We start from the raw sequence: 25964 nt of genomic DNA on the forward strand, positions 1-25964 counted from the left end.
GCCTCGGGCTGCTCTTGTTTTGCGAAGAGTGTGCCGCGAGTCGGGGCGGTCTGTCCACCGGCAAGGCTTGGGGCGGCGCAAGCGCCGCCCCGGTGTGACATCAGATGCCGTCGTAGATCGCGGCGATGCGGGCGATGGCCTCTTCCGGCGCGATCTCCTCGCTTTCGCCCGTCCGGCGCGAGGTGAGTTCGACGACCCCGGACTTGAGGCCGCGCGGCCCCACGGTGATGCGCCACGGCAGGCCGATCAGGTCCATCGTGCCGAACTTGGCCCCTGCCCGCTCGTCCCGGTCGTCGTAGAGCGGATCGAGGCCGCGGGCCTTGAGCTTGGCGTAGAGGTCCTCGCAGGCAGCGTCGGTTTCGCCGTCACCCTGGCGCAGGTTGACGATGCCGACGTGGAAGGGGGTCACGCCTTCGGGCCAGATGATGCCCTTGTCGTCATGGCTCGCCTCGATGATGGCGCCCAGAAGGCGGGAGACGCCGATGCCGTGCGATCCCATGTGGACGGGCACGGACTTGCCGTCGGGGCCCTGCACGGTGGCGCCCATGGCGTCGGAATACTTGGTGCCGAAGTAGAAGATCTGCCCGACCTCGATGCCGCGCGCGGTGCGGCGGCGTTCCTCGGGGACCTGCGCAAAGACCGCCTCGTCATGCGTCTCGTCGGTGCGGGCGTAGCGCGAGGTGAACTCCTCCAGCACCGCCGCGCAGGCGGCCTTGTCGGTGAAGTCGATGTCGCGGTCGCCGAAGGTCAGGTCGGTGATCTGGCTGTCGTAGAAGACCTCGGATTCGCCCGTTTCGGCCAATACGAGAAATTCGTGCGTGTCCTCGCCGCCGATGGGGCCGCTGTCGGCGCGCATCGGGATCGCTTGCAGGCCCATGCGTTCGTAGGTGCGCAGATAGGTGACGAGGTGGCGGTTGTAGGCGTGCAGCGCGTCTTCCTGCGTCAGGTCGAAGTTGTAGCCGTCCTTCATCAGGAACTCGCGGCCGCGCATCACGCCGAAGCGGGGGCGCGTCTCGTCCCGGAACTTCCACTGGATCTGGTAGAGCGTCAGCGGCAGGTCCTTATAGCTATTGACGTGCGCGCGGAAGATGTCGGTGACGAGCTCCTCTGCCGTGGGGGTGAAGAGCATGTCGCGCCCGCCGCGGTCCTTGATGCGCAGCATCTCGTCGCCGTAGGCGTCGTAGCGGCCGCTTTCGCGCCACAGGTCGGCGGACTGGATCGTCGGCATCAGCATGGCGAGGTGGCCTGCCTTCGCCTGCTCCTCGTGGACGATCTGCTCGATCCGGCGCAGGATCTTGTAGCCCATCGGCAGCCAGGAATAGATGCCGGCGCTCGCCTGCTTGATCAGTCCCGCCTGCAGCATCAGGCGGTGGCTGACGATCTGCGCCTCGCGCGGGGTTTCCTTGAGGACGGGGAGGAAGTAGCGCGACATCCGCATGAGGGGTTCGACCTTCTGAGCTTGGGTTTGCGGAACTGTCTAATCGGCCCCCTGCCCGCCCGCAAGCATGGCTTGCCCTGTGCGCGCCGCTGCGGCATTGAGGGACGAACCCGCACAGAGGATGAGCCGATGGCCATGTCACCGCGCCAACAGACGCTTTACTGGGGCATCGCCGCGGTGGTGTTCTTCGTCCTTCTTTACCTGCTGGGCAACGTCATCATGCCCTTCCTGCTGGGCGGGGCCATCGCCTATATCCTCGACCCCGTGGCGGATCGGCTGGAACGGCTAGGTCTCAGCCGCGCGATCTCTGTCGCGATCATCTCGCTGGTGGCGCTGGTGCTTTTCGTGGTGATCATCCTGCTGGTGATCCCGACCCTGATCAACCAGCTGACGGATCTGATCGCAACCGCGCCGGAGCTTTTCAACAAGCTGCAGGGCTGGCTGACGGCGCGCTTCCCCGACCTGCTGGAAGAGGGGAGTTCCATCCGCACCCAACTGAGCAGCATTGGAGAGATGATCCAGTCGCGCGGCGGCGAGGTGCTGAACACGGTGCTGTCGTCGGCGATGGGGCTGGTGAACGTCATTGTCCTGCTGGTCGTGGTGCCGGTCGTGGCGGTCTATCTGCTGCTGGACTGGGACAACATGACGGCGCGGGTCGATGCGTTGCTGCCACGGGACCACGTCAACACGATACGCGACCTTGCACGACAGATCGACCGGACGCTGGCCAGCTTCATCCGGGGTCAGGGCCTCGTCTGCCTGATCCTCGGCGTCTATTACGCCGTGGCGCTGGCGCTGGTCGGCCTGAACTTCGGGCTGGTCGTGGGTGCGGTGGCGGGGGCGCTGACCTTCATTCCCTACGTCGGCGCCATCGTGGGCGGCGGGCTGGCGATCGGGCTGGCGCTGTTCCAGTTCTGGGGCGACTGGGCGTGGATCATCGCGGTCTGGGCGATCTTCCAGTCCGGCCAGTTCGTCGAAGGCAACATCCTGACGCCGAAGCTGGTCGGCAACTCCGTCGGCCTGCACCCGGTCTGGCTGCTGTTCGCGCTGTCGGTCTTCGGGTCGCTGTTCGGTTTCGTGGGCCTGCTGGTCGCCGTGCCGGTCGCCGCGGTGATCGGCGTGGTGATGCGCTTTGCACTCGACCGCTACCGTGCCAGCGACCTGTACCGCGGCGCGACGGACCGGTGAACATGGCGCACCAGCTGACCTTCGACTGGCCGGTGGGCGTGGCGCTGGGAGACGAGGATTTCTTCGTCGCCGCCCCCAACCGCGAGGCCTATGCCATGGTCGGCGCACCCGCCGCATGGCCGCAGGGCAAACTGGTGCTGACCGGGCCGGAGGGATCGGGCAAAAGCCACCTTGCCCGTGTCCTTGCGGCGCGCGCCGATGCCCGGATCGTCGCGGCGGGCGATCTGCCGGACGACCTGCGCCCCGACGGCGCCGTGGTGGTGGAAGATGCGGACCGCCTGCCCCGTGCGCGCGAGGAGGCGCTGTTCCACCTGCACAATCACATGGTCGCGCACCGGTTGCCCCTGCTGCTGACCGCGCGCAGCCTGCCGGCACGCTGGGACGTGGCGCTGCCCGATCTGGCCAGCCGGATGCAGGCGACGACGCCCGCCAGCATCGCGGCACCCGACGACGCCCTGTTGCAGGCGGTGCTGATGAAGCTGTTCGCGGATCGCCAGATCCTGCCGCCGCCGGGCGTCGTCAGCTACCTTGCGGCGCGGATCGAACGGTCCTTTGCCGCGGCGCAACGGATCGTCGCGGCGCTCGATGCCATGGCGCTGCAACACAAGCGGGCGATCACCGTGAAGCTGGCGGCGCAGGTGCTGGACAGCCCGGCGTGACTGTTGTGAGACTTGTCACACGCCTGCCATGAAAACCGGTCAGAAGGCCCCGATGATGAACGCTGATTTTCTGGAACACGGCGCCCCCGACCCGGTCGCGCTGGACATCGACCTGACCACCGCCGACCGCTTCGTGAACCGCGAACTGTCGTGGATCGGGTTCAACATGCGCGTGCTGGAAGAGGCGGAAAACACCCGCGTGCCGCTGCTGGAACGCCTGCGGTTCCTGTCGATCAGCGCCACGAACCTTGACGAGTTCTATACCGTGCGGGTCGCGGGCCTGCGCGAGCTGGCCCATGCGGGCAACACGACGCCCGGTCTGGACGGGCGGACGCCCGCGGAACAGCTGGGCCTGATCGACGTGAAGGCACGCGAGTTGATGGACCGTCAGCAGACGGTGTTCCGCGCCCTGACGACCGAAATGGCGGCGGCGGACATCCATATCCTCAACCGCACCGACCTGACGGAAGAGGATATCGCCTTCCTCGGTGATTTCTTCCTCGAACAGGTGTTTCCGGTGCTGTCGCCGCTGGCGATCGATCCGGCGCACCCCTTCCCCTTCCTGCCGAACGAGGGCTTCGCCCTTGCGCTGCAACTGGAACGCGCCAGCGACAAGCGGGCCCTCCGGGCCCTGTTGCCGGTGCCGGCGCAGATCAGGCGGTTCGTCCGGCTGCCGGGCGATGATTTCCGCTTCGTCCCGCTGGAAGAGCTGCTGCTGCAGTTCGTCGGGCGGCTTTATCCCGGCTACAAGGTCAAGGGGAACTGCGCCTTCAAGGTGCTGCGCGACAGCGATCTCGAGCTTGAGGACGAGGCCGAGGATCTGGTGCGCGAGTTCGAGGTCGCGTTGAAGCGCCGGCGGCGCGGCGAGGTCGTGCGGCTGAAGATTTCCGACAACGCCCCCGCCCCGCTGCGGGTGCTGATCATGCAGGAGTTGCATGTGACGGAGGAGGAGGTCGTCAACGTCGACGGGCTGATCGGCATTTCCGATCTGGCGGAACTGGTGCTGGACGACCGGCCGGACCTGCTGTGGCCGCCGTTCAGCCCGCGGGTGCCGGAACGGGTGCAGGACCACGACGGCGACATGTTCGCGGCGATCCGGCAGAAGGACATGCTGCTGCATCACCCCTACGAGACCTTCGACATGGTGATCCGCTTCCTGACGCAGGCGGCGCGCGATCCGGACGTGGTGGCGATCAAGCAGACGCTGTATCGGACATCCAAGAAGTCGCCCATCGTCGAGGCGCTGTGCGAGGCGGCGGAGGACGGCAAATCGGTCACGGCTCTGGTCGAGTTGAAGGCCCGGTTCGACGAGGCCGCCAACATCCGCCAGTCCCGGCGGCTGGAACGCGCAGGCGCGCATGTCGTCTATGGCTTCCTGAACTACAAGACCCATGCCAAGATCAGCACCGTTGTCCGGCGCGAGGGCGACAGGCTGGTCACTTATACCCACTTCGGCACCGGAAACTATCACCCGATCACGGCGCGGATCTACACGGACGTGTCGCTGTTCACCTGCGACGCGGCGCTGGGGCGGGATGCGACGAAGGTCTTCAACTACCTGTCGGGCTATGCCCAGCCGGAGGGGCTGGAGAACCTCGCGATTTCCCCCATCAGCATGAAGGGTCGGCTGATCGATATGATCGAGGCGGAGGCCGCCAATGCACAGGCGGGCAAGCCCGCGGTGATCTGGGCCAAGATGAACAGCCTAATCGAGAAGGACGTGATCGATGCGCTTTATGCGGCGTCGCTGGCGGGGGTGAAGATCGACCTTGTGGTGCGCGGCATCTGCGGGCTGCGGCCGGGCGTCGTGGGGCTGTCGGAGAATATCCGGGTCAAGTCCATCGTGGGCCGGTTCTTGGAACACAGCCGGATCGTCTGTTTCGGCGCGGGGCATACCCTGCCCAGCAAGAAGGCGCGGGTCTTCATCAGTTCCGCCGACTGGATGAGCCGGAACCTCAATCGCCGGGTGGAGACGCTGGTCGAGATCACGAACAACACCGTCAAGGCACAGATCGTCAGTCAGATCATGGCGGCCAACATGGCCGACGTGGCGCAAAGCTGGGTGATGCAGGCCGACGGCACCTTCGTACGCGCCACATGGCCCGAGGGGGAGTTCGCCTTCAACTGCCACCGCTTCTTCATGGAGAACCCCTCGCTGTCGGGGCGGGGTTCGGCGGGCGCGTCCGACGTGCCACAGCTGACCCATACGGAGGACTGACGCGGGGCGGCAGGCGTTGACACCGCCGCCGCGCGCGTCACATGTTGATCACCTGCCATGACCCGGGACGACCAGCCGATGACGGACGACACCGCCACCGAGACCATCGACTGGGGCCCTTTCGGGCGGCCGCTGTTCAATGACGAAGCGTCGCAGAGCCTTGGGCGGGTGGGCGTCGTGGACGTGGGCTCGAACTCTGTCCGGTTGGTGGTGTTCGACGGGGCAGCGCGCAGTCCCGCCTATTTCTACAACGAAAAGATCATGTGCGCGCTGGGCGCCGGCCTGTCGGAGACGGGCACGCTGAACCCGCAGGGCCGCGTGCGCGCCCTGTCCGCGATCCGCCGCTTTGCCGCGCTGGCCGAGGGCATGGGCATCGCGCCGCTGACCGCCGTGGCCACGGCCGCCGTGCGCGAAGCCACGGACGGCGCCGATTTCCGGGCGGAGGTGGAGCGCGAGACCGGCATCAAGCTGTGGGTCATCGACGGCGAGGAAGAGGCGCGGCTGTCGGCGCAGGGCGTCCTGCTGGGCTGGCCCGGCAGCTACGGCATGGTCTGCGACATCGGCGGATCGAGCATGGAATTGGCCGACCTGTCGGACGGACGTGTGGGCCACCGTGTGACATCCCCTCTCGGTCCGCTGAAGTTGCGCGAGGTGAAGGGCGGCAAGAAGGCCCTGAAGACGCATATCAAGGGGATCGTGGCCGACCTGCACGCGAAGATGGACCACGAGACGGGGATGCGCCTGTTCCTGGTCGGTGGGTCGTGGCGGGCCATCGCGCGGGTCGACATGGAACGGCGCGGCTATCCGCTGACCGTGCTGCACGAATACCGCATGACGGCCCGGCGCATCGGCGACACGGCGAAATACATTGCATCCGCCGACCTGCAGGAGCTGCGGGGCCGCTGCGGGATTTCCGACAGCCGGATGTCGCTGGTGCCGCTGGCGGTGCTGGTGCTGAAGGAGCTGGTGCGCACCTTCAAGCCGCGCGACGTGGCCGTGTCGTCCTACGGCATCCGCGAGGGGATGCTCTACGAGCAAATGCCGCGCGCCCTGCGCGAGCGCGATCCGCTGATCGAGGCCTGCCGCTTTGCCGAGGCCAAGGACGCCCGCCTGCCCGGCTTTGGCAGGCTGCTCTATGACTTCGTGAAGCCGCTGTTTCCCCGCGCCAACTGGCAGCGGCTGCGGATCATCAAGGCCGCCTGCCTGCTGCATGACGTGAGCTGGCGCGCGCACCCCGATTACCGGGCCGAGATCACCTTTGACAACGCGACGCGCGCAAACTTGGGCGGGCTGAAACATTCGGAACGGGTGCAGCTGGGGCTGGCGCTGATGAAGCGCTATTCCTCCAAGACGCCGGACGGACGCTTTGCGCCGCTCTTCGCGATGCTGACGCCGGAACAGATGAAGGAGGCGGACGTCCTTGGTCGCGCCATGCGGTTCGGCGCGATGCTCTGGCTTGATGGCGACACCCCACCGGGGACGATCAAGTGGAACGCGAAAGCGAAACACCTGACCCTGACCCTCGCGGCCGGGGCACGCCCGCTTTACGGCGAGGTCGCCGAGGCGCGGCTGGCGGCGCTGGCACAGGCGATGGACGCGACCTTCGAGGTCAAGTTCAAGGGCTAGAGTTCGACGTCGGCGGCGTCTTCGCGCGGGACGTAGCGGGGGGCATCGGGCTTGCGCGGGATGATGATATCACCGTTCGGCAGGATTTTGGGCGGCATGTAGTTCGAGATGTCGTCGATATTGGCCATGATCTCGGCCAGCGCCGGGCCCATCTCCTCTCGCAGCATCTTCATCGCGGGGCCGACGTCGTCGGCCAGATCCTGCAGGTCACGCAGTGCAGGTGCCGCCTGGGACATCAGGCCGCGGAACAGAAGCTTCGCGCCCTCCTCCATCAGGTCGCGGCCGGGGGCCGGGTCCTGCTGTTCCTGCGGGGGATCGGACATCTGGGCCATGGCGGGCACGGCGGCGACGGCAATCAGGCTGGCGATGATGAACTGTTTCATGCCCTAGGAGGTAGGGCCGCCCCCGGGGGTTGCCAAGGGGGGCGGCAGGTCGATCACGACGGGAAAGTGATCGGAGGCGTGCAAAAGCGCCGACCGCAGCACCGGGTCGTCGTAGCAGGCGCGCGTATCGAAGGGGTGCCAGATCGTCCAGCGCGGCTGCCGCGCGGCCAGATCGGAGCTGACCATGATGTAGTCGAGCAGCGCCGACAGGTAGCGATCGTCGTGACGGAACCGCGCCGTTGCGGGCATCGCGGCGCTGGGCCCCGCCATCGCCAGCCTTGCGTGCGGGTCGAACAGGGGGACGGCACCGTCCTCGCCCAGCACGATGTCGACGCCGGACCGGCCGAAAAGCGCCTCGAACGCGTCGAGGCCCGGACCGTCGTTGAAATCGCCCATGACGAGCAGCGGGCGGTGCCGGGCCAGCAGTTGATCGACCCGCGCGCGTAGCCAGACGCATTGCGCCAGTTGCTTGCGGCGGTTGGCGATGTGGACCTGCCGCAGGCGGTCGGGCGGGCCGTCGACGTGGGTCGCCTTGGATTTGGCGTGGACCCCGATCAGCGACAGGCTGCCATGGCCGGGGGCCGTCAGCGTGACCTCCAGCGGAGGTTTCGACCAGCGGACCGTATCCGGGCGGGCGTCGTTGTCCAGATCGACGGTGAAACTGCCATCGAACCGGGGCGCCAGAGGGCTGTCCAGCGGCGCATGGACTGCCGTGACGCGGTCCGGATCGTAAAGCAGCGCGATCTCCTGCTGCGTGTCGTTGGCAAAACCGGTCAACACAGCCCGTGTGCGCAGGCCGAAGCGGTCGGCAAAGACGGTCAGCGCGGTGACGGTGCTGCGGTGGCGCGAGGTGTCCGGCGCCTCGATCACCATGACGGCATCGGCGTCGAGGCGTGCGAAGACCGTGCCGATAGCCGCGATCTGCTCGGCCCGGGTGACGCCCCAGCGTCCAGACCAGCCGTCGTCGTCCAGCAGCATATCCGCGTCATCGAAAAGGGCGTTGAACCATTCCACGTTCCATGTCGCCAGCCGCAGCGGCGGGATCACTGACGCAGGTCCGCGATGTCTTCCCACGCGCGGTTGATCGCGACGAGGCGCTTTTCCGCGAGCTTGACCGCTTCCTCGGGGACGCCGCGGGCCAGCATCCGGTCGGGGTGGGTGTCGCGCACCTGCCGACGCCACGCGGCGCGGATCGTGTCGAGGTCGGCGTCCGGATCGACGCCCAGAACGTCGTAGGGGTCGCGGGTTGCGTCAGGCACAAATTGCGCTCGGATGCGGGCGAAGCGGCGGTCGTCGAAGCCGAAGATCTGCGCGACGCGCGACAAAAAGGCATCCTCGGACGGGTGATAGCTGCCGTCGGCCAGCGCGATGTGAAACAGCCCCTCCATCAGGTCGCAGAGCGGCGCGGTGTCGTTGCCGAACATGCGCTTGATCCGGATGGCGTAATCCTCGAACCCGGCGACATCGGTGCGGGCCATATTGAACAGGCGCGCGGCGTTCGCCTCTTCCTGCGGAGGAATGTGGAAGACCTCTCGGAAGGCTGCGACCTCTGACCTTGTCACGGTGCCGTCGGCCTTGGCCATCTTGGCCCCCAGCGCGATGACCGCGATGGTGAAGGCGACGGACCGATCGGGCGGCGTGCGCAGCTTTTCGAAGATGGCGGACAGGCTTTCGCCCGCGCGCAGGGCGGCAATGGCATCGGCTATGCGGGTCCAGATAGACATGTGACCGACCCTAGAGCATCTTTTGCAGAAGGATAAGGTCGATCCAGCGGTCGAACTTGCGACCGACCTGCGGCAGATGCGCCACGCGGGCGAAGCCCAAAGCTTCGTGGAAGGAGATCGCGCCCGGATTCTCGGAGCTGCAGGCTGCGATGAGGCTGTGCATGTCGCGGTCGCGGGCGTGGTCGCAAAGCGCCGTCATCAGGGCGCGACCGATCCCCTGGCCGCGTGCCGTCGGGCCGAGGATGACGGAGTGCTCTGCCGTGTGCAGATAGCCCGCCCCGCCGCGGAACTGTGCGTATGTGGCGAAGCCTGCGATGCCATCGTCGGCGACGGCGACGAGGAAACCGTGGGCTGCCTGCCGTTCGGCGATCAGGGCGGCGACCTCGGCTTCTGATTTCGTCGCGGGGTTGAAGGTGATCGCGGTGTCACGGATCACCGGGTTCCAGATCGCCGCGATGGCCGGGGCATCATCTGCCGTCGCAGGGCGGATGCGGACCGTCACAGGGTCACGCGCCCGTTCGGCGTATCGAGGGTCGCGGCGAAGCCCGCGGCGCCGGTGGTGAAGACCACGCGGGCATCGGTCAGGTCAAGGGCGTCACGCAGCCGGTCGGCCTGCGGGTGGCTGACCTGCCAGCGGATCAGGCGGCACCCGGATTCTGCAAGATTTTTCGTGGGATGCATCGCGTCCTTCGCCCATTGGATGAGGGTCGGCATGGCGCCGTCCAGCGGCAGGTGGCCGTCATCGGGCACGGTGATCTGCCAGTGCAGGTCGCCGCGTGTCAGCGGGACCGCAGGACCGGGATCGACGGGGGCCGCAGCGATGGCGGCACGCAGATCCTGTGTCCGGCAGATCCAGTTCGCGGGCCGCGGCGGGCCACTGAACTGATCGAGACCGAACCAGGCAGGCCGACCGGTCGGCGCAGCGGCAGGGTCGACGGCGATGAGTTCGAGGTAGAGGTCGCCCAGTCCCATCAGCCGGTTATGCGTTCCGTAGCGGTCGTGGCGGCCTCCGGGCTGGAACGGCGCACCGAGGCGCCGTTCCAGCGCCTTCGCCGCGGCGGCGAGGTCGGTGCAGGCGATGGCGATGTGATCGAAGGTCAGCATGTCTGGTGGCGGTGGTCCGGTCCGCGGACGGCGGGCACGCCCGTTTGCGCCGCGAACGGACGTGCCTTCGGCGGGAGGTTATCCGGCCAGATGAATGCGGATACCCGGCAAGGCATGTCAGGACCGCGCGTCGCGGATCAGCCTGAGGATATCGGCGGCGGCCTTGGGGATGTTCGTGCCGGGACCGAAGATCGCCTTGACGCCCGCGTCGGTCAGGAACTGGTAGTCCTGCTGGGGAATGACGCCGCCGCAGATCACGAGGATGTCGCCGGCGCCGGCGTCTTCCAGCGCCTTGACGAGCTTGGGGGCGAGGGTCTTGTGACCGGCGGCTTGGCTGCTGATGCCGATGACGTGGACGTCGTTGTCGATGGCGTCCTGCGCCGCCTCTTCCGGCGTCTGAAAGAGGGGGCCCACGTCGACGTCGAATCCGATATCGGCGAAGGCGGTGGCGATGACCTTGGCACCCCGGTCGTGACCGTCCTGCCCCATCTTGACGACCAGCATGCGCGGGCGGCGGCCTTCCTCGGCGGCGAATTCCTCCACGTCCTTCTGGATCTGCGCGAAGCCGTCATCGCCCTCGTAGGCGGCGCCGTAGACACCGGCGAGGGTCTTCACCTCCGCCCGGTGGCGGCCGAAGACCTCCTCCATTGCCGTGCTGATCTCGCCCACGGTGGCGCGCTGCCGGGCAGCTTCGACGGCGGCTTCCAGCAGGTTGCCGCCGTCCTTTGCCCGCCGGGTCAATTCCGCGAGAGCGGCGTCGCAGGCGGGCTGGTCGCGACCGTCGCGGGTTTTCCGCAACCGCGCGATCTGGCTGTCGCGGACCCCTGCGTTGTCGATGTCGCGGATGTCGATCGGGTCTTCCTTGTCCTTGCGATACTTGTTGACGCCGACGATGACCTCGGTGCCGCGGTCGATGTCGGCCTGCCGCTTCGCCGCCGTCTCCTCGATCCGCATCTTCGGCATGCCGGAGGCGACGGCCTTGGTCATGCCGCCCATCTCCTCGACCTCGTCCATCAGCGCCCATGCCGCCTCTGCCAGATCGTGGGTCAGCTTTTCGACGAAGTAGCTGCCGGCGAGCGGGTCGACCACCTTGGTGACGCCCGTCTCCTCTTGCAGGATCAGCTGGGTGTTGCGGGCGATGCGGGCGGCGAAGTCGCTGGGCAGCGCGATGGCCTCGTCGAGGGCGTTGGTGTGCAGGGACTGGGTGCCGCCGAGCACGGCGCTCATCGCCTCGTAGGCGGTGCGGACGACGTTGTTGTAGGGGTCCTGTTCCTGCAGGCTGACGCCGCTGGTCTGGCAGTGAGTGCGCAGCATCGAGGATTTGGGATCCTGGGGCTGGAACTCCTCCATCACGCGGGACCAGAGCAGGCGGGCGGCTCGCAGCTTCGCCGCCTCCATGAAGAAGTTCATGCCGATGGCGAAGAAGAAGGACAGACGTGGTGCGAAGGCATCGACGTCCATGCCGGCCTTGATCGCCGCGCGGACGTATTCGCGCCCGTCGGCAAGGGTATAGGCGAGCTCCTGCACGAGGTTCGCGCCGGCCTCCTGCATGTGGTAGCCGGAAATCGAAATGGAGTTGAACCGCGGCATTTCTTTCGCCGTATATTCAATGATATCCGAGATGATCCTCATGCTGGGTTCGGGTGGATAGACGTAGGTGTTCCGCACCATGAATTCCTTGAGGATGTCGTTCTGGATCGTGCCGGAGAGGACGGCGCGGTCGTGCCCCTGCTCTTCTCCCGCCACGATGAAGCTGGCAAGGATCGGGATCACAGCACCGTTCATCGTCATCGAGACCGAGACCCTGTCCAGCGGGATGCCGTCGAAGAGGATCTTCATGTCCTCGACCGAGTCGATGGCGACCCCGGCCTTGCCGACATCCCCCTCGACCCGAGGGTGATCGCTGTCGTAGCCGCGGTGGGTGGCGAGGTCGAAGGCGACCGAGACCCCCTGCTGACCACCCGCGAGGGCTGCGCGGTAGAAGGCGTTGGATTCCTCGGCGGTGGAGAAGCCGGCATACTGGCGGATCGTCCAGGGACGGCCCGCATACATCGTGGCCTTGACGCCGCGGGTGTAGGGCGCCTGCCCCGGGATGCCGCCCATGTGCGGCAGGTCGGCCACGTCCTCTGCCGTGTAGAGAGGCTGGACGTCGATGCCTTCGAGCGTGTGCCATGTCAGGTCGGAGAGCGCGCGGCCGCGCAGTTCCCCGGCAGCGATCCTGGTCCAGTCGGATTTATCGGTCATCGGTCGTCCCCCCTCGTATGATGTGATCGGGCCTGCGGATGTTCCCCGCCCGGCGCGGGTCGGATGGCCCCTTGATGGCGGTCCCTGCGGCAAAGGTCAAAAGCGGATCGTCTGGGCCCTGCCGGGCGTCGCGCGTGGTGCGGGGCGCGGCCGGACGCCCCCACGGTGCAAGCGATGGCAGCGCCCGCTGCGATCGTCGGCAGGGCCGAGATGACGCACTTCGCAGGGGCGCCTTGCCGCCCTATATGAGATGACATGATCAGAACATGCATCGCAGCCGCCCTTTTCGCCCTCAGCCTGACCGGAGCCGCCATGGCCCAGACCTCGCCAACCCCGGCCCCCCTGCCCGACACGGCGGCTGACCCCACGACCGCCCCGGTCGTCCCCGTCGATGCGGTGGCGCGCTGGCTGGCGGCGCCGACCGTGCCGCTGGACGCACGCGAGGTCGATCTGGAGGCGTTCCAGTGGATCGCACGGCCGGTGCTGGTCTTTGCCGATTCGCCCAACGATCCGCAGTTCGTGCAGCAGATGGAACTGCTGGCCGAACGGGCCGAGGATCTGGCCCTGCGCGATGTCGTCGTGATCTTCGACACCGCACCGGCGGATCGCAGCGCCATCCGCCTGCGGGCGCGGCCGCGCGGTTTCATGCTGTCGCTGATCGGCAAGGACGGGCAGATCAAGGCGCGCAAACCCAGCCCCTGGACCGTGAGGGAGCTGTCGCGGTCGATCGACAAGATGCCGATGCGCCAGCAGGAGATGCAGGACCGGCGCGGCGTCGACCAGTGAGGCCGCGTCATGATCCGCGCCGGCCGACGGCATGGCTGATCGACAGCCAGGCCAGCGCCATCAGCAGCGCCAAGTTGACGGCCCAGACCCAGAGCGGGCTGAACCCCGTCACCGCCAGGACCCGCCCTACGAGGTAGAGGAGCGCGTACACCGCCACGGCGCCCAGCACGAAGGTGGGCATCGGTTCCATCGGGACGCCGCAGGCCCGCACCACGCCCCAGAACACGATGACGGCGATCATCGGCGTCGTGTAGGTGGTGGCCGGCAATTCCGTCGCATAGGTGATGGTGCCGTCGGGGATCATCACGACCAGCGCCCCGAATGCCGCCACGATGGCCACCACGCAGGCCAGCGCCCAGATCACGACGAGTGGCAGTCGTGGGGTCATTCGAACTCCATGATCACGTCATCGACCGCAAGGCTGTCGCCCACGCCGGCGTTCACCTTTGACACGATCCCCTTGCGTTCGGCGCGCAGGATGTTTTCCATCTTCATCGCCTCGACGGTGCAGAGCGCCTGCCCCTCGTGCACCGTATCGCCCACGGCCACGTCGACCTTGACGATCAGGCCGGGCATCGGGCACAGCAGCAGCTTCGACGTATCGGCAGCGACCTTTTCCGGCATCAGGCGGGCGAGTTCCGCCTGCCGCGGGTTGCGCACATGCACCTTGAGGTCGGCGCCCCGGTGCCGCACCCGGAAGCCGCCTGAAATCCGCGCGACCTTCAGCACCAACGGCGATCCGTCCACCTGAAGACGGGCAAGCGGCTGGCCCGGTGTCCAGTCGCTTTCGACCCGGAGGGTGCGGCCGTCGATGGTGACGGCGGCGCCGGCCCGGTCCGCGGCGACGACGGCATCGAAGGACCGGCCCTGCACGGCCACATTCCAGTCGGTGCCGACGAAGCGTTCGTGATTGCTCATCCGGCCGCTGATCCGGGTCCGCCGGATTTCTGATATGCGGTGCATCGCCACCGTGGCCGCGGCGATCCGCAGCAGCGTGTCGTCGGGAAGAGCGACACCTTCGAAGCCGTCGGGAAATTCCTCTGCGATGAAGGCGGTGGTCATGTTGCCGCTGGTGAACTTCGGATGATCCATCACGGCGGCGAGGAACGGCAGGTTGTGACCGATCCCCTCCAGCTCGAACCCGTCGAGGGCGAGCCGCATCTCGGCGATGGCGGTGGCCCGGTCAGGCGCCCAGGTGCAGAGCTTGGCAATCATCGGGTCGTAGAACATGCTGATCTCGCCACCCTCGAAGACGCCGGTGTCGTTGCGCACGGCGCGGCCTTCCGTCGCCTCCTCGACCGGGGGACGATAGCGGGTCAGCCGCCCGATAGAGGGCAGGAAGCCGCGGTAGGGGTCTTCGGCGTAGAGGCGCGATTCGATGGCCCAGCCGTCGATCTTCAGATCATCCTGCGCGAAGGGCAGTTTCTCTCCCGCCGCGACGCGGATCATCTGCTCGACGATGTCGATGCCGGTGATCAGCTCCGTCACCGGGTGTTCCACCTGCAGGCGGGTGTTCATCTCGAGAAAATAGAAGTTGCGGTCGCCGTCGACGATGAATTCGACCGTGCCGGCACTGGTATAGCCCACGGCCTGCGCGAGGGCCACGGACTGCGCCCCCATGGCGGCACGGGTCTCCTCGTCCAGAAATGGGCTCGGCGCCTCCTCGATGACCTTCTGGTTGCGGCGCTGGATGCTGCATTCGCGTTCGTGCAGATAGACGGCGTTGCCGTGCTGATCCGCCAGCAGCTGAATTTCGATATGGCGGGGCTGGGTCACGAACTTCTCGATGAAGATCCGGTCGTCGCCGAAGCTGTTCGCCGCCTCGTTCTTCGATGACTGAAAGCCGTCGCGGACCTCGTCCTCCTTCCAGGCGATGCGCATGCCCTTGCCGCCCCCCCCAGCGCTGGCCTTGATCATGACGGGGTAACCAATCTCTCCCGCGATCCGGATCGCCTCTTCCGCGTCCGCGATCAGGCCCATGTGACCGGGAACCGTGTTGACCCCCGCCACCTGCGCCAGCTTCTTGGAGGTGATCTTGTCGCCCATCGCCTCGATCGCCTTTACCGGCGGACCGATGAAGGCGACACCGGCGGCCTCCAGCGCCTCGGCGAACTTCGGGTTCTCGGACAGGAAGCCATAGCCCGGATGCACGGCCTCTGCCCCGGTCGCTCTGATCGCCTCCATGATCCGGTCGATCACGATGTAGGACTGGTTCGCGGGGCTGGGGCCGATGTGCACCGCCTCGTCCGCCATCTTGACGTGCAGCGCGTTGCGGTCGGCGTCGGAGTAGACCGCGACGGTGGCGATCCCCATGCGGCGGGCGGTCTTGATGACGCGGCAGGCGATCTCGCCCCGGTTGGCGATCAGGATCTTCTTGAACATGGGCCTTGGTCCTTCAAACGAAAAATCGCCGCCGGGGAAGGTCCCCGACGGCGATCAAGTGTCGTGCGGTGCGCCGAAGCGCCGTGCTTAGCGGCGGGTCGGACGGCAGACGCCGGCGTCGTCGCAGAGCAGGCCAGCGGCCGCACCGGCCAGCGCCGTGCCGGTCGGATCGGTGTTGAGCGGGCCGGAAAGTGCGGCGCCAGCGCCGGCACCGATGAGGCCGCGCTCCAGGTCGGTGTCACCGATGCCGGAACCGGCACAGGCGGACAGGCCGAGGGCTGCGATAGGGGCCAGAAGCCAGGAAGCTTTGAACATGTTGTCTTGCCTTTGATTAAGTTTGCGATGGATGCAAAATCGCCGTTGTCCACGGGCAACTCAAGCCCGATTACCGACAAAAGGCGCTTTGCCGCCGAAAAGTTCCCGCAAAATGCGATGTTATGCGATAGCATCCGCGATGCACCGCAAACGGCACCGTCAGGGGTGCCGTCAGGGCCGGTCCCGGCCGTCATGCAAAGATGTCCGGGAAGGCGATCCGCGCCCGGTCCACGTCGATCCTCAGCAGCGCATCGTAGCTTTCGGGATCGAAAGGGTCTTCCGCCGCCACGACCTCGCGCCCGAACAGCCAGCTCAGCCGGCCGGCGTCGAGGTTGCCGCGCACGAAGGGTGCCTCGCCGAAATGCTGCCAGAGCGCCTCCATGAATGCGGCGTCGGCGCGCCGGTCCGGCGCGCGGCGATCGGCATAGCGCTCCCGCGCCACCAGCCGGGTGGCCCCGTCCTTGTGGCCACGCCGGATGGTGAACTGATAGTCCGTGCCGGGCAGGCGCCCGGGAAAGCCGCGATGCTTTTCCATCACGCGGCGCCCGGCCGGGGACTAGTGGTCGGTCGCGACCTCCGGCAGGCTGCCACGGGCCTGCCCCTGCGATGCGCTGACGGCCACGACCGCCATGAAAGCCACGACCCAGAATACCTTGATACCGTTCGACATGTGCCTGATCCGTCTGCCTGATGCGGCCGGCGTTGATCACCGGTCCGCCATTGTTGCCGGGGCGTCATGCGTCGCGCCCCTGCCCCAGTCTTATCAGGTCCGGAACATCTGCCCAGCCGGGTCCGGCGCGACGGACGAGACAGTGGCGCGAATGCACCGCCCCGTGGGCGGATCCCCGCCAATCGGCTGCGTGACATCAGAAGTCCTCCCAGACGCAGGTGTCGCCTTCCAGGCGGAAGGGCTGAAAGAATTGCACGACCTGCGAATCATAGGCGCCGAAGTCGACGGGCCGATCAGAGACCGACAGCACCACGTCGCCGGACACCCAGCCGTTATCATGCAGGGCCGGAACGATTACGCTGTCGCAGACGTACTGCAGGTCGTCGATCACGTCCCCGAAGGTCTTGTTGCCCGCATCCGGCGCGATGTCGGGCACGAGGAACCGGAACCGCGCGACCTGGCTGTTCGCATCGAGGATGACGTCGTATAGCGAGATCTCCAGACCCGAGGGCACGGCGATCTGCTGCGCCCCCGCCGCCCCGGCCCAGAGCAGGGCCGCAATCAGCGGTCCCGCAATGCGGCGATCAACGCGTCCTTGGTCATGCCGGACCGGCCGTCCACGTCCAGTTCCTGCGCGCGGGCGTACAGGTCGTCCTTGGTCCACTCCTCGTAGGGCGGTGCCGCGCCGCCCTTCTCGCCCGGATGCTGATCCGGCGACGCCTGCGCATTGGCGATCCGCGCCGCCTTCTCCTTCGACGCACCCTGCTCCAGCAAGGCCTCGTAAGTCTCGTCGTCCTTGATGCTCGGTCCGTGATCCTTGGTCATCGCGCACTCCTTCAGGGCGCAACGGTCGCGACGACGCTGTGGTTCCAGTCCTCGCTTTTTCGGAAATACTCCGGGGGGAGTCCGCCTCCGGCGGACGGGGGGCTGGCCCCCCAGCGATTTTTCCAGAAAAATCGGCGCCCCTACAGCGGAATGTTGTCATGTTTCTTCCACGGGTTCTGCAGGGATTTGCCGCGCAGGGATGCAAAGGCCCGGCACACGCGCCGCCGGGTGGACCGGGGCATGATGACCTCGTCGATGAAACCCTTGGACGCGGCGACGAAGGGATTGGCGAAGCGGTCCTCGTATTCCTTGGTCCGTTCGGCAATCTCCTCGGTGGACCGGCCGCGATAGATGATCTCCGTCGCGCCCTTGGCGCCCATCACGGCGATCTCGGCCGTGGGCCAGGCGTAGTTGAAATCGCCGCGCAGGTGCTTGGAGGCCATCACATCGTAGGCCCCGCCATAGGCCTTGCGGGTGATGACCGTGACCTTGGGCACCGTCGCCTCGCCGTAGGCAAAAAGCAGCTTCGCCCCATGCTTGATGACGCCGCCGTATTCCTGGCTTGTCCCCGGCAGGAAGCCCGGCACGTCGACCAGCGTCAGAATCGGGATCTCGAAGGCGTCGCAGAACCGCACGAAACGCGCGGCCTTGCGGCTGCTGTCGATGTCGAGGCAGCCCGCCAGAACCATCGGCTGGTTGGCCACGACGCCCACGGTCGACCCTTCGAGCCGGATGAAGCCGGTCAGGATGTTGCGCGCGAAATCCGCCTGCAACTCGTGGAAATCGCCCTCGTCCGCCAGTTTGAGGATCAGTTCCTTCATGTCGTAGGGTGCGTTGGCATTGTCGGGGATCAGGGTGTCGAGGCTGTCCTCGACCCGGTTCACGTCGTCGAAGAACGGCCGCGTCGGCACCGTCTTGCGGTTGTTCAGCGGCAGGAAGTCGAAGAGCCTCCGGCATTCGGCGATCGCCTCGACGTCATTGGCAAAGGCCGCGTCCGCCACGCTCGACTTCTTCGTGTGCGTGGTGGCGCCCCCCAGTTCCTCCGCCGTCACGACTTCGTTCGTCACGGTCTTGACCACGTCTGGCCCGGTCACGAACATGTAGGAAGTATCGCGCACCATGAAGATGAAATCGGTCATCGCCGGCGAATAGACCGCACCACCCGCACAAGGCCCCATGATCAGGCTGATCTGCGGCACTACGCCCGAGGCCATGATGTTGCGCTGGAACACCTCTGCGTAACCGGCGAGGCTTGCCACCCCTTCCTGGATGCGGGCGCCGCCGGAATCGTTGATCCCGATCACCGGCGCGCCGTTTTGCATCGCCATGTCCATGATCTTGCAGATCTTCTGCGCGTGGGTTTCCGACAGCGACCCGCCGAAGACGGTGAAGTCCTGGCTGAAGACATAGACCATGCGCCCGTTGATCGTGCCCCAGCCGGTCACGACCCCGTCGCCCATCGGGGTGCTGTCCTGCATGCCGAAATCGATGGCGCGGTGGGTGACGAAGGCATCGAATTCCTCGAAGGAGCCCTGATCGAGCAGCAGGTCGATCCGTTCGCGGGCGGTCAGCTTGCCCTTGGCGTGCTGGGCATCGATCCGGGCCTGCCCGCCGCCGAGGTGCGACTCGGCCCGGCGGGCCGCCAGAGCGTCCAGATGATCCTTCATGGTGTTCCCCCGCAGCCTGCGCCTTGAATTTGCACGACCATAGGTGCCACCGTCCTGCAGGTGAAGCCCAAAGCGCGAAATCGATCGGCGCAGCCGCAACAATTCCTGACCGGCGGCATTCGCCCGAACGGTGCGGCGGCGCAGGTCGAACGCGTGACCGCCGGCTCGGGAGTCCGATGCTGCCGGGTCGCCCGGCGAACCACGCGAGGTGCATCAGCACGGAAGCGGCAAACTGGACCTGCCGGGAATCACCCGCGCCGGCCTCGGGAGGTCGGCGCGGGCTGCGAATGCACAAAAAGGTAAACAAACACTTAAAACGATTCGCACAGATGCAGCCTAGGGTGAAAACGCGGCAGGGACAGGACCGATACATTCTTCCTTGCCCGGCGTTGCAGTGCGGTCACCGTTGCTGCGTCCGCCAGTCCGGATGGATCCAGGGTGCCGTATTGGCTGCAGGCAGGGGGTCGCGGCCCAGGATATGGTCCGCCGCCTTTTCGCCGACCATGATCGACGGCGCGTTCAGGTTGCCGTTGGTGATCTGCGGAAAGATCGAACTGTCCGCGACGCGCAGTCCGTCCACGCCGATCACCCGGCACTGGGGATCGACGACGGCCAGCGGATCATCCGCAGCCCCCATCCGGCAGGTGCCGCAGGGATGATAGGCGCTTTCGGCGTGTTCCCGGATGAAGGCGTCGAGTTCCGCGTCCGACTGCACGGCGTCGCCCGGCTGGATCTCGTGGCCGCGGAACGGGGCGAAGGCCTCCTGCGCGAAGATTTCCCGCGTCAGGCGGATGCAGGTGCGGAAATCCTCCCAGTCCTGCGGATCGGACATGTAGTTGAAGCGGATCAGCGGAGCGGCCTGCGGGTCGGCGCTGGCCAGTGTCACGCTCCCGCGCGAGGGCGAGCGCATCGGACCGACGTGAGCCTGAAAGCCGTGTCCTTCGGCGGCGACCTTGCCGTCGTAGCGGATCGCCAGCGGCAGGAAGTGGAACTGGATGTCGGGATATTCCACCCCGGCGCGGGACCGGACGAAGCCCGCACTTTCGAACTGGTTCGAGGTGCCGAGGCCGCGCTTGCCGAACAGCCACTGCGCGCCGATCAGGACCTTCCAGAACAGCTTCCAGTAGGTGAAAAGCGTCACCGGCTGGGTCGCGGCCTGCTGCAGGTAAAGTTCCAGATGGTCCTGCAGGTTCCGCCCGACGCCCGGACGGTCGGCCACGACCGGGATGCCATGGTCCGCCAGATGCGCGGCGGGACCGATGCCGGACAACATCAGCAGCTTCGGGCTGTTGATGGCCGAGGCGGCGATGATGACTTCCACGCCGGCGTGGATGATCTCGGTCACGCCGCGGCGCGTGACCTCCACCCCCGTGGCGCGGCCATCCGCGATGACGACCCGGCGTGCGAAGGCGCGGATGACGCGGCAGCGGCCGGTCTTCTGCGCGGGGCGCAGGTAGGCATTGGCGGCGGACCAGCGGCGGCCGAGATAGATCGTGGCGTCGAAGGGGCCGAAACCTTCCTGCTGCTGGCCGTTGTAGTCGTCGGTCGTGGGGTAGCCCGCCTGCTTGCCTGCCTCGACGAAGGCCTTGACCAGAGGATTGCGCCGGGGTCCGCGCGTGACGTGCAGGGGGCCGTCCTTGCCGCGCCAGTCGGGGTCGCCGCCGTGAATGCCCGCGTGCCAGTGTTCCATCCGCTTGTAGTAGGGCAGCACGTCGGCGTAGGACCAGCCCGCGGCCCCCATCCGCGCCCAGGTGTCGAAGTCGCGGGCGTGTCCGCGCACGTAGACCATCCCGTTGATCGACGACGACCCGCCAATCACCTTGCCGCGCGGCGTGGCGAGCGTGCGGTTGCCGAGATGCGGTTCCGGCTGGGTGCGGAAACCCCAGTCGTAGGTCTTCATGTTCATCGGGTAGGACAGCGCCGCCGGCATCTGGATGAAGGGCCCGGCGTCGGATCCGCCGTGTTCGATCACCAGCACATCCTTGCCCGCCTCGGCCAGACGGTAGGCCATGGCGCAACCGGCACTGCCCGCGCCGACGATGACGTAGTCGGCCTTCATGAAAGCCACCGCCCGTCGCAGGCGTCTCCGAATTTTCTAGAAAATTCGGCGCCCCGGTTCATCCCGGCGCGCATCAGAACGGCGCCTCGACCGGGTTCATGGCGACGTATATCCCCTTGATCTGGGTGTAGAATTCGATGGCGGCCTTGCTGTTCTCGCGGCCCACGCCGGACATCTTGGACCCGCCGAAGGGGGCCTCGACCGGGGCGAGGTTGTGCGTATTGATGTAGCAGGTCCCCGCCTCGAACCCCGCCGCCATGCGGTGGGCGCGGGTCAGGTCTTTCGTGAACACGCTGGCGGCCAGCCCGTAGGGCGTGGCGTTGGCGCGGCGCAGGGCCTCTTCCTCGGTATCGAAGGTCAGGACCGACATGACGGGCCCGAAAATCTCGTCCGTGGCCAGTGCCATGTCATCGGTCACGTCGGCGAAGACGGTGGGTTCGAGGAAGAACCCCTCGCGGTCCGGCCTGTTGCCGCCGTGGACGAGACGCGCGCCGGCCGCCTTGCCCTTGGCGATGCAGGCCTCGACCAGATCACGCTGCCGCGCGCTGACCATGGGGCCGAAGTTGGTGGCCATGTCCATCGGGTCGCCCATGACGACGTCCGCGAGCCGTTCGGTCAGACGAGTCAGGAAGGCATCGACGAGACCGCGCTGGACGAAGACGCGCGTGCCGTTGGAGCAGACCTGCCCCGTCGAATAGAAATTGCCGAGAATGGCGCCGGAGACCGCATCCTCGAGATCCGCATCGTCGAAAACGACCTGCGGGGACTTGCCCCCCAGTTCCATCGTGACGTTGCGCAGACCCTCGGCGGCGGCGGCATAGACCTTTTGCCCCGTCGGCACGGACCCCGTGAGCGACACCTTGGCGACGCGGGGGTCGGTGATCAGCGACGCCCCCACCGCCCCCATGCCCTGCACGACGTTGTAAACGCCCGGCGGCGCACCCGCCTCGGTCAGGATCTCGGCCACCTTCAGGGCGCAGAGCGGCGTCGTCTCGGACGGCTTGAACACCATGGTGTTGCCGCAGGCCAGTGCCGGCGCGCCCTTCCAGCAGGCGATCTGGGTGGGATAGTTCCACGCGCCGATGCCGACGCAGACGCCGAGCGGTTCGCGCCGGGTATAGACGAAATCGCCGCCCGCCAGCGGGATGTGCTCTCCGGTGATCGTGGCCGCCATGCCGCCGAAGTATTCCAGCGCATCGGCGCCGGAGGTCGCGTCGGCCACGGTGGTTTCCGACAGTGGTTTGCCGGTGTCGCAGGATTCGAGGACCGAGAGGTCGTGATTCCTTTCGCGCATGATGTCGGCGGCGCGGCGCAGGATGCGGCCGCGTTCGGTGCCGGTCATCGCGGCCCATGCGGCCTGCGCATCACTGGCCGCCTGCAGCGCGCGGTCGGCGATCGCGGGGGTGGCGGCGTGGACGCGGGCGATGACCTTTCCGGTGTAGGGATAGACCACGTCGATCGGGTCGCCGGCCGTGTCTTCGACGTATTCACCAGCGATGAAATGACTGGCGGTGGGCTGTGTGTCGTAGGGCATGGATGCCTCCGGCGGGAGTATTTCGGAAAAAGCGAGGATCAGTCGCGCGGGAAACGCTGGTTCGATTCGAGGACGTTGAGGTCCATGTGGTTGCGCATGTAGCGCTCTGACGCCTTTTGCAGCGGCTGGTAGTCCCACGGGTAATAGGCGCCGTTGCGCAGCGCCTCGTAGACGACCCAGCGACCGGCCTGACTGTGGCGGACGTCGGCGTCGAAGCGGTCGAGGTCCCAGCGGGCCTCCGCCCGTTCGCGCAGCGCGGCACGGGTGTCCTGATGGGCGGGGTCCTCGGCCAGGTTCGTCAGCTCGTGCGGGTCGGCGTCCAGATCGAAAATCTGGTCGGGGTCCGGCGCGCACATGTTGAACTTCCAGCGACCCTGGCGGAGCGAGACCATCGGCGCGATTGTGCCTTCGGCGGCGTATTCCATCGCGACCGGGGCTTCGCGCGCCTCGCCCTGCCCTTGCGGGACGAGGGACTGGCCTTCGGTCCAGGGCATGACTTCCGACATATCGACGCCGGCCAGCGCGCAGAGCGTCGGGCAGACGTCGATGGTGCTGACGGGATCGGTGACGAGGCCGGGGCGCATCTGGGGTGCGGCGATCATCAATGGCACACGGGAGGAGCCGTCGTAGAAGCTCATCTTGAACCACAGCCCACGCTCGCCCAGCATGTCGCCGTGGTCGGAGACGAAGAGGATGATCGGGTCCTGCCCGGTATCCTCCAGCACCTGAAGGATCTCTCCGATCTTGTCGTCGATGTAGCTGATGTTCGCGAAATAGGCGCGGCGCGCGGTGCGGATGTGGTCTTCGGTGATGTCGAAGTTGTCGCGGTCGTTGGCGTCGAGGATGCGCTGGCTGTGTGCGTCCTGCTGGTCGTAGGGGATCGGGCCGACCTGCGGCATCAGATGGTCGCAGTCTTCGTAAAGGTCCCAGTATTTCCGCCGCGCAACGTAGGGGTCGTGCGGGTGGGTGAAGCTGACGGTCAGGCACCAAGGCCGGTCGTCGTGACCGCGGGCGAGGTCGTAGAGCTTGCGGGTCGCGTTGTAGGCGACCTCGTCGTCGTATTCCATCTGGTTGGTGATTTCGGCCACGCCGGCGCCGGTGACGGAGCCCATGTTGTGATACCACCAGTCGATGCGCTCTCCCGGCTTGCGGTAATCCGGCGTCCAGCCGAAGTCGGCGGGATAGATGTCGGTGGTCAGGCGCTCCTCGAACCCGTGCAACTGGTCGGGGCCGACCATGTGCATCTTGCCCGACAGCGCCGTCTGGTAGCCCGCGCGCCGGAGGTGGTGGGCGTAGGTCGGCAGGGCGGACGGGAATTCGGCGGCGTTGTCGTAGACGCCGGTGCGGCTGGGCAGCTGGCCGGTCATGAAGGACGCCCGCGCCGGCGCGCAGAGCGGCGAGGCGGTATAGGCGTCGCGGAACCGGGTGCTGCGGGCGGCGAGCTTTCGCAGGTTCGGTGCGTGCAGCCATTCAGCGGGCCCGTCCGGGAAAAGCGTGCCGTTCAGCTGGTCGACCATCAGGATCAGGATATTCGGCTTCATGCAGTGCCTCGCAAAATGTGCAGCGTCTTCAGGACCTTGCCGACGGCATCCGCATCGGGCGCGGCAAGCGCCGCGCGGATGTAGAAGCCGTCGATCAGGGCGGCGAGCGTGTCGGCGGCGGCGACCGGATCGTCGACGGTGCCGCGCAGGGCGTGGGTCAGGTTGGACCGCAGGCGCCGCTGGTAGAGCGACAGCAGCCGCAGGGCCTGCGGGTTGCGCTGCGCCTGCACGTAGAAGGTCATCCAGGCGCTGACGGTCGCAGGCGCAAAGCTGGAAGCCGCGAAACTCGCGGTGACGATGGCGGTGGCGCGGTCCGACCCGGCAGCCAGCGCGCGCAGCACCTCGCCCCGGTAGTCGTCGAGGATCTGCCGCATGGCGGCGACGAAGATCTGGTCCTTGTTGCCGAAATAGTGGTGCGCGAGCGCCGAGGACATGCCTGCACTGCGGGCGATTCGGCTGACGGAGACGTCCAGAGACCCTGCCCGTCCGACTTCCGCAATCGTGGCTTTCACTAGGGCCGCGCGGCGTATAGGTTCCATCCCAATCTTGGGCATAAGAAATTTTCTCCTTGCCCCGAGTGTCTAACCTGTTCTTAATTGACTGATCAATCAATAAAACCAACCGGGAGACCATGATGACCCTGAAGACCACCCTGTCCGTGCTGGCGATCTGCGCCGCAATGCCCGCCGTGGCACAGGATGCCTGCTCCACCGTAACCATGTCCGACGTGGGCTGGACCGACATCACCACGACCACCTCAGCCACGAAGCAGGTGCTGAACGCGCTCGGCTACGAGACCGACGTGAAGATCCTTTCGGTGCCCGTGACCTTCGCCTCGCTCGAATCCGACGACGTGGACGTGTTCCTGGGCAACTGGATGCCGGCACAGGCCGCCGCCATCGGCCCCTATATCGAAAGTGGCGAGATCGAGAAGGTCGCGACCAACCTGACCGGCACCAAGTACACGCTGGCCGTGCCGGCCTATACCTACGAGAAGGGTCTGAAGACCTACGCCGACATCAACACATTCAAGGACGACCTCGACGGCAAGATCTACGGGATCGAGCCGGGCAACGAGGGCAACGGCTACCTCGTGTCGCTGACCGAGAAGGCCGATTCCGGTCTGGAAGGCATGGAGGTCGTCGAATCCTCTGAACAGGGGATGCTGGCGCAGGTGCGCCGCCTGTACGACAAGCAACAGGACGTCGTGTTCCTGGGCTGGGAACCGCATCCGATGAACGCCAACTTCGAACTGAAGTACCTGCCGGGCGGCGAGGATTTCTTTGGCGAGGAAGGTGTCGTGGATACCGTGACACGCGAGGGCTATGCCGCGGAATGCCCGAACGTGGGCAAGCTTCTGTCGAACCTCGCCTTCACCCTGCCGATGGAGAACGGCATCATGGGTCAGATCCTCGATGACGGGATGGACCCCGACGCCGCCACGCTGGAGTGGATGAAGGGCAACAAGGACGCGGTCATGGCCTGGGTCGACGGCGTGACCACCGTCGACGGTGGCGACGGAGCGGCCGCCGTGAGCGAGGCCTTCGGCTACTGAAACCGGCTGCGCGAACGTCCCGCGCCTGTCCTCGAGGCAGGCGCGG

General features: G+C 66.7%; 24 protein-coding genes. 6 read left to right on the plus strand and 18 right to left on the minus strand.

Annotated features, from left to right (window positions below):
• Nucleotides 1–100 precede the first annotated feature (100 nt).
• Nucleotides 101–1438: a proline--tRNA ligase gene (proS, locus tag BUA54_RS13025; protein WP_072857698.1), complete on the minus strand. Its 1338-nt coding sequence runs from the start codon at nt 1436–1438 to the stop codon at nt 101–103.
• 129 nt (nt 1439–1567) lie between these two features.
• Between proS and BUA54_RS13030 the strand changes: the two genes are divergently transcribed.
• The 4 genes from BUA54_RS13030 to BUA54_RS13045 are packed head-to-tail and all read left to right on the plus strand — an operon-like array spanning nt 1568 to nt 7129.
• A complete protein-coding gene (locus tag BUA54_RS13030; protein ID WP_072857699.1) occupies nt 1568–2626 on the plus strand; it encodes an AI-2E family transporter in 1059 nt (352 codons plus the stop codon).
• Between the two features lie 2 nt (nt 2627–2628).
• Nucleotides 2629–3285: a P-loop NTPase family protein gene (locus BUA54_RS13035; RefSeq protein ID WP_072857700.1), complete on the plus strand. Its 657-nt coding sequence runs from the start codon at nt 2629–2631 to the stop codon at nt 3283–3285.
• Nucleotides 3286–3337: 52 nt separating this feature from the next.
• Nucleotides 3338–5503: an RNA degradosome polyphosphate kinase gene (locus BUA54_RS13040; RefSeq protein WP_072857865.1), complete on the plus strand. Its 2166-nt coding sequence runs from the start codon at nt 3338–3340 to the stop codon at nt 5501–5503.
• Nucleotides 5504–5560: 57 nt separating this feature from the next.
• The gene (locus tag BUA54_RS13045; protein ID WP_245810665.1) at nt 5561–7129 is read left to right on the plus strand and encodes a Ppx/GppA family phosphatase; all 1569 of its coding nucleotides are present in this window, start codon (nt 5561–5563) and stop codon (nt 7127–7129) included.
• Here BUA54_RS13045 and BUA54_RS13050 read toward each other — a convergent pair.
• The 6 genes from BUA54_RS13050 to scpA all read right to left on the minus strand — a co-directional run bounded on the left by BUA54_RS13050 (nt 7126) and on the right by scpA (nt 12584).
• Nucleotides 7126–7512 (minus strand): hypothetical protein, encoded by a 387-nt coding sequence (locus BUA54_RS13050; protein ID WP_072857701.1) that lies wholly within the window; start codon nt 7510–7512, stop codon nt 7126–7128. The two genes, BUA54_RS13045 and BUA54_RS13050, sit on opposite strands and share 4 nt — an antisense overlap.
• Before the next feature lie 3 nt (nt 7513–7515).
• On the minus strand, nt 7516–8547 hold the full coding sequence (locus tag BUA54_RS13055) for an endonuclease/exonuclease/phosphatase family protein (protein ID WP_072857867.1): 1032 nt from the start codon (nt 8545–8547) through the stop codon (nt 7516–7518).
• An 8-nt stretch (nt 8548–8555) separates the two neighbouring features.
• Nucleotides 8556–9236, minus strand: a complete 681-nt coding sequence (locus BUA54_RS13060; RefSeq protein WP_072857702.1) for a molecular chaperone DjiA — start codon at nt 9234–9236, stop codon at nt 8556–8558.
• 10 nt (nt 9237–9246) lie between these two features.
• A complete protein-coding gene (locus BUA54_RS13065; RefSeq protein WP_245810667.1) occupies nt 9247–9738 on the minus strand; it encodes a GNAT family N-acetyltransferase in 492 nt (163 codons plus the stop codon).
• Nucleotides 9735–10340, minus strand: a complete 606-nt coding sequence (locus BUA54_RS13070; protein WP_072857703.1) for a VOC family protein — start codon at nt 10338–10340, stop codon at nt 9735–9737. Before BUA54_RS13070 ends, BUA54_RS13065 begins: the two co-directional genes overlap by 4 nt.
• 117 nt (nt 10341–10457) lie before the next feature.
• On the minus strand, nt 10458–12584 hold the full coding sequence (gene scpA, locus BUA54_RS13075; RefSeq protein ID WP_072857704.1) for a methylmalonyl-CoA mutase: 2127 nt from the start codon (nt 12582–12584) through the stop codon (nt 10458–10460).
• 255 nt (nt 12585–12839) lie between these two features.
• Here scpA and BUA54_RS13080 point away from each other — a divergent pair, with 255 nt between their 5' ends.
• Nucleotides 12840–13370 (plus strand): DUF4174 domain-containing protein, encoded by a 531-nt coding sequence (locus BUA54_RS13080; RefSeq protein ID WP_245810669.1) that lies wholly within the window; start codon nt 12840–12842, stop codon nt 13368–13370.
• A gap of 7 nt (nt 13371–13377) precedes the next feature.
• Here BUA54_RS13080 and BUA54_RS13085 read toward each other — a convergent pair whose 3' ends face one another.
• From BUA54_RS13085 to betI, 11 genes are all read right to left on the minus strand, one after another.
• The gene (locus BUA54_RS13085) at nt 13378–13758 is read right to left on the minus strand and encodes a hypothetical protein (protein ID WP_143155424.1); all 381 of its coding nucleotides are present in this window, start codon (nt 13756–13758) and stop codon (nt 13378–13380) included.
• Nucleotides 13755–15752, minus strand: coding sequence for an acetyl-CoA carboxylase biotin carboxylase subunit (locus tag BUA54_RS13090; protein WP_072857706.1), 1998 nt, complete (start codon nt 15750–15752; stop codon nt 13755–13757). The genes BUA54_RS13085 and BUA54_RS13090 overlap by 4 nt, the downstream gene beginning before the upstream one ends.
• Nucleotides 15753–15839: 87 nt before the next feature.
• Complete coding sequence (locus BUA54_RS13095; protein WP_072857707.1) at nt 15840–16067, minus strand: hypothetical protein; 228 nt, start codon at nt 16065–16067, stop codon at nt 15840–15842.
• A gap of 190 nt (nt 16068–16257) precedes the next feature.
• Complete coding sequence (locus tag BUA54_RS13100) at nt 16258–16602, minus strand: hypothetical protein (protein ID WP_072857708.1); 345 nt, start codon at nt 16600–16602, stop codon at nt 16258–16260.
• Between the two features lie 331 nt (nt 16603–16933).
• Complete coding sequence (locus BUA54_RS13105; protein ID WP_281250647.1) at nt 16934–17401, minus strand: DUF6497 family protein; 468 nt, start codon at nt 17399–17401, stop codon at nt 16934–16936.
• On the minus strand, nt 17299–17562 hold the full coding sequence (locus tag BUA54_RS13110) for a DUF7218 family protein (protein ID WP_072857710.1): 264 nt from the start codon (nt 17560–17562) through the stop codon (nt 17299–17301). Before BUA54_RS13110 ends, BUA54_RS13105 begins: the two co-directional genes overlap by 103 nt.
• Nucleotides 17563–17702: 140 nt before the next feature.
• The gene (locus BUA54_RS13115; RefSeq protein ID WP_072857711.1) at nt 17703–19229 is read right to left on the minus strand and encodes an acyl-CoA carboxylase subunit beta; all 1527 of its coding nucleotides are present in this window, start codon (nt 19227–19229) and stop codon (nt 17703–17705) included.
• 400 nt (nt 19230–19629) lie between these two features.
• Entirely contained in the window at nt 19630–21288 is a 1659-nt protein-coding gene (betA, locus tag BUA54_RS13120) for a choline dehydrogenase (protein WP_072857712.1), read from the minus strand.
• A gap of 73 nt (nt 21289–21361) precedes the next feature.
• Entirely contained in the window at nt 21362–22822 is a 1461-nt protein-coding gene (gene betB, locus BUA54_RS13125; protein WP_072857713.1) for a betaine-aldehyde dehydrogenase, read from the minus strand.
• 38 nt (nt 22823–22860) lie between these two features.
• On the minus strand, nt 22861–24363 hold the full coding sequence (gene betC, locus BUA54_RS13130) for a choline-sulfatase (protein ID WP_072857714.1): 1503 nt from the start codon (nt 24361–24363) through the stop codon (nt 22861–22863).
• Complete coding sequence (betI, locus tag BUA54_RS13135) at nt 24360–24917, minus strand: transcriptional regulator BetI (RefSeq protein ID WP_072857715.1); 558 nt, start codon at nt 24915–24917, stop codon at nt 24360–24362. The genes betC and betI overlap by 4 nt, the downstream gene beginning before the upstream one ends.
• Nucleotides 24918–24997: 80 nt before the next feature.
• Between betI and choX the strand changes: the two genes are divergently transcribed.
• Nucleotides 24998–25918 (plus strand): choline ABC transporter substrate-binding protein, encoded by a 921-nt coding sequence (choX, locus tag BUA54_RS13140; protein ID WP_143155430.1) that lies wholly within the window; start codon nt 24998–25000, stop codon nt 25916–25918.
• Nucleotides 25919–25964 lie beyond the last annotated feature (46 nt).

The organism is Loktanella atrilutea, from assembly GCF_900128995.1.
Classification (GTDB): Bacteria; Pseudomonadota; Alphaproteobacteria; order Rhodobacterales; family Rhodobacteraceae; genus Loktanella; species Loktanella atrilutea.

What these genes read in the sequence shown, in the direction of transcription:
- BUA54_RS13030 (WP_072857699.1), top strand. Translation starts at nt 1,568, where the DNA reads ATGGCCATGTCACCGCGCCAACAGACGCTTTACTGGGGCATCGCCGCG.
- betC (WP_072857714.1), bottom strand. Translation starts at nt 24,363, where the DNA reads ATGAAGCCGAATATCCTGATCCTGATGGTCGACCAGCTGAACGGCACG.
- BUA54_RS13080 (WP_245810669.1), top strand. Translation starts at nt 12,840, where the DNA reads ATGATCAGAACATGCATCGCAGCCGCCCTTTTCGCCCTCAGCCTGACC.
- BUA54_RS13085 (WP_143155424.1), bottom strand. Translation starts at nt 13,758, where the DNA reads ATGACCCCACGACTGCCACTCGTCGTGATCTGGGCGCTGGCCTGCGTG.
- BUA54_RS13060 (WP_072857702.1), bottom strand. Translation starts at nt 9,236, where the DNA reads ATGTCTATCTGGACCCGCATAGCCGATGCCATTGCCGCCCTGCGCGCG.
- scpA (WP_072857704.1), bottom strand. Translation starts at nt 12,584, where the DNA reads ATGACCGATAAATCCGACTGGACCAGGATCGCTGCCGGGGAACTGCGC.
- BUA54_RS13115 (WP_072857711.1), bottom strand. Translation starts at nt 19,229, where the DNA reads ATGAAGGATCATCTGGACGCTCTGGCGGCCCGCCGGGCCGAGTCGCAC.
- betA (WP_072857712.1), bottom strand. Translation starts at nt 21,288, where the DNA reads ATGAAGGCCGACTACGTCATCGTCGGCGCGGGCAGTGCCGGTTGCGCC.
- BUA54_RS13095 (WP_072857707.1), bottom strand. Translation starts at nt 16,067, where the DNA reads ATGTTCAAAGCTTCCTGGCTTCTGGCCCCTATCGCAGCCCTCGGCCTG.
- BUA54_RS13050 (WP_072857701.1), bottom strand. Translation starts at nt 7,512, where the DNA reads ATGAAACAGTTCATCATCGCCAGCCTGATTGCCGTCGCCGCCGTGCCC.
- BUA54_RS13070 (WP_072857703.1), bottom strand. Translation starts at nt 10,340, where the DNA reads ATGCTGACCTTCGATCACATCGCCATCGCCTGCACCGACCTCGCCGCC.
- BUA54_RS13100 (WP_072857708.1), bottom strand. Translation starts at nt 16,602, where the DNA reads ATGGAAAAGCATCGCGGCTTTCCCGGGCGCCTGCCCGGCACGGACTAT.
- BUA54_RS13110 (WP_072857710.1), bottom strand. Translation starts at nt 17,562, where the DNA reads ATGACCAAGGATCACGGACCGAGCATCAAGGACGACGAGACTTACGAG.
- BUA54_RS13045 (WP_245810665.1), top strand. Translation starts at nt 5,561, where the DNA reads ATGACCCGGGACGACCAGCCGATGACGGACGACACCGCCACCGAGACC.
- betI (WP_072857715.1), bottom strand. Translation starts at nt 24,917, where the DNA reads ATGCCCAAGATTGGGATGGAACCTATACGCCGCGCGGCCCTAGTGAAA.
- BUA54_RS13090 (WP_072857706.1), bottom strand. Translation starts at nt 15,752, where the DNA reads ATGTTCAAGAAGATCCTGATCGCCAACCGGGGCGAGATCGCCTGCCGC.
- choX (WP_143155430.1), top strand. Translation starts at nt 24,998, where the DNA reads ATGACCCTGAAGACCACCCTGTCCGTGCTGGCGATCTGCGCCGCAATG.
- BUA54_RS13035 (WP_072857700.1), top strand. Translation starts at nt 2,629, where the DNA reads ATGGCGCACCAGCTGACCTTCGACTGGCCGGTGGGCGTGGCGCTGGGA.
- betB (WP_072857713.1), bottom strand. Translation starts at nt 22,822, where the DNA reads ATGCCCTACGACACACAGCCCACCGCCAGTCATTTCATCGCTGGTGAA.
- BUA54_RS13040 (WP_072857865.1), top strand. Translation starts at nt 3,338, where the DNA reads ATGATGAACGCTGATTTTCTGGAACACGGCGCCCCCGACCCGGTCGCG.
- proS (WP_072857698.1), bottom strand. Translation starts at nt 1,438, where the DNA reads ATGCGGATGTCGCGCTACTTCCTCCCCGTCCTCAAGGAAACCCCGCGC.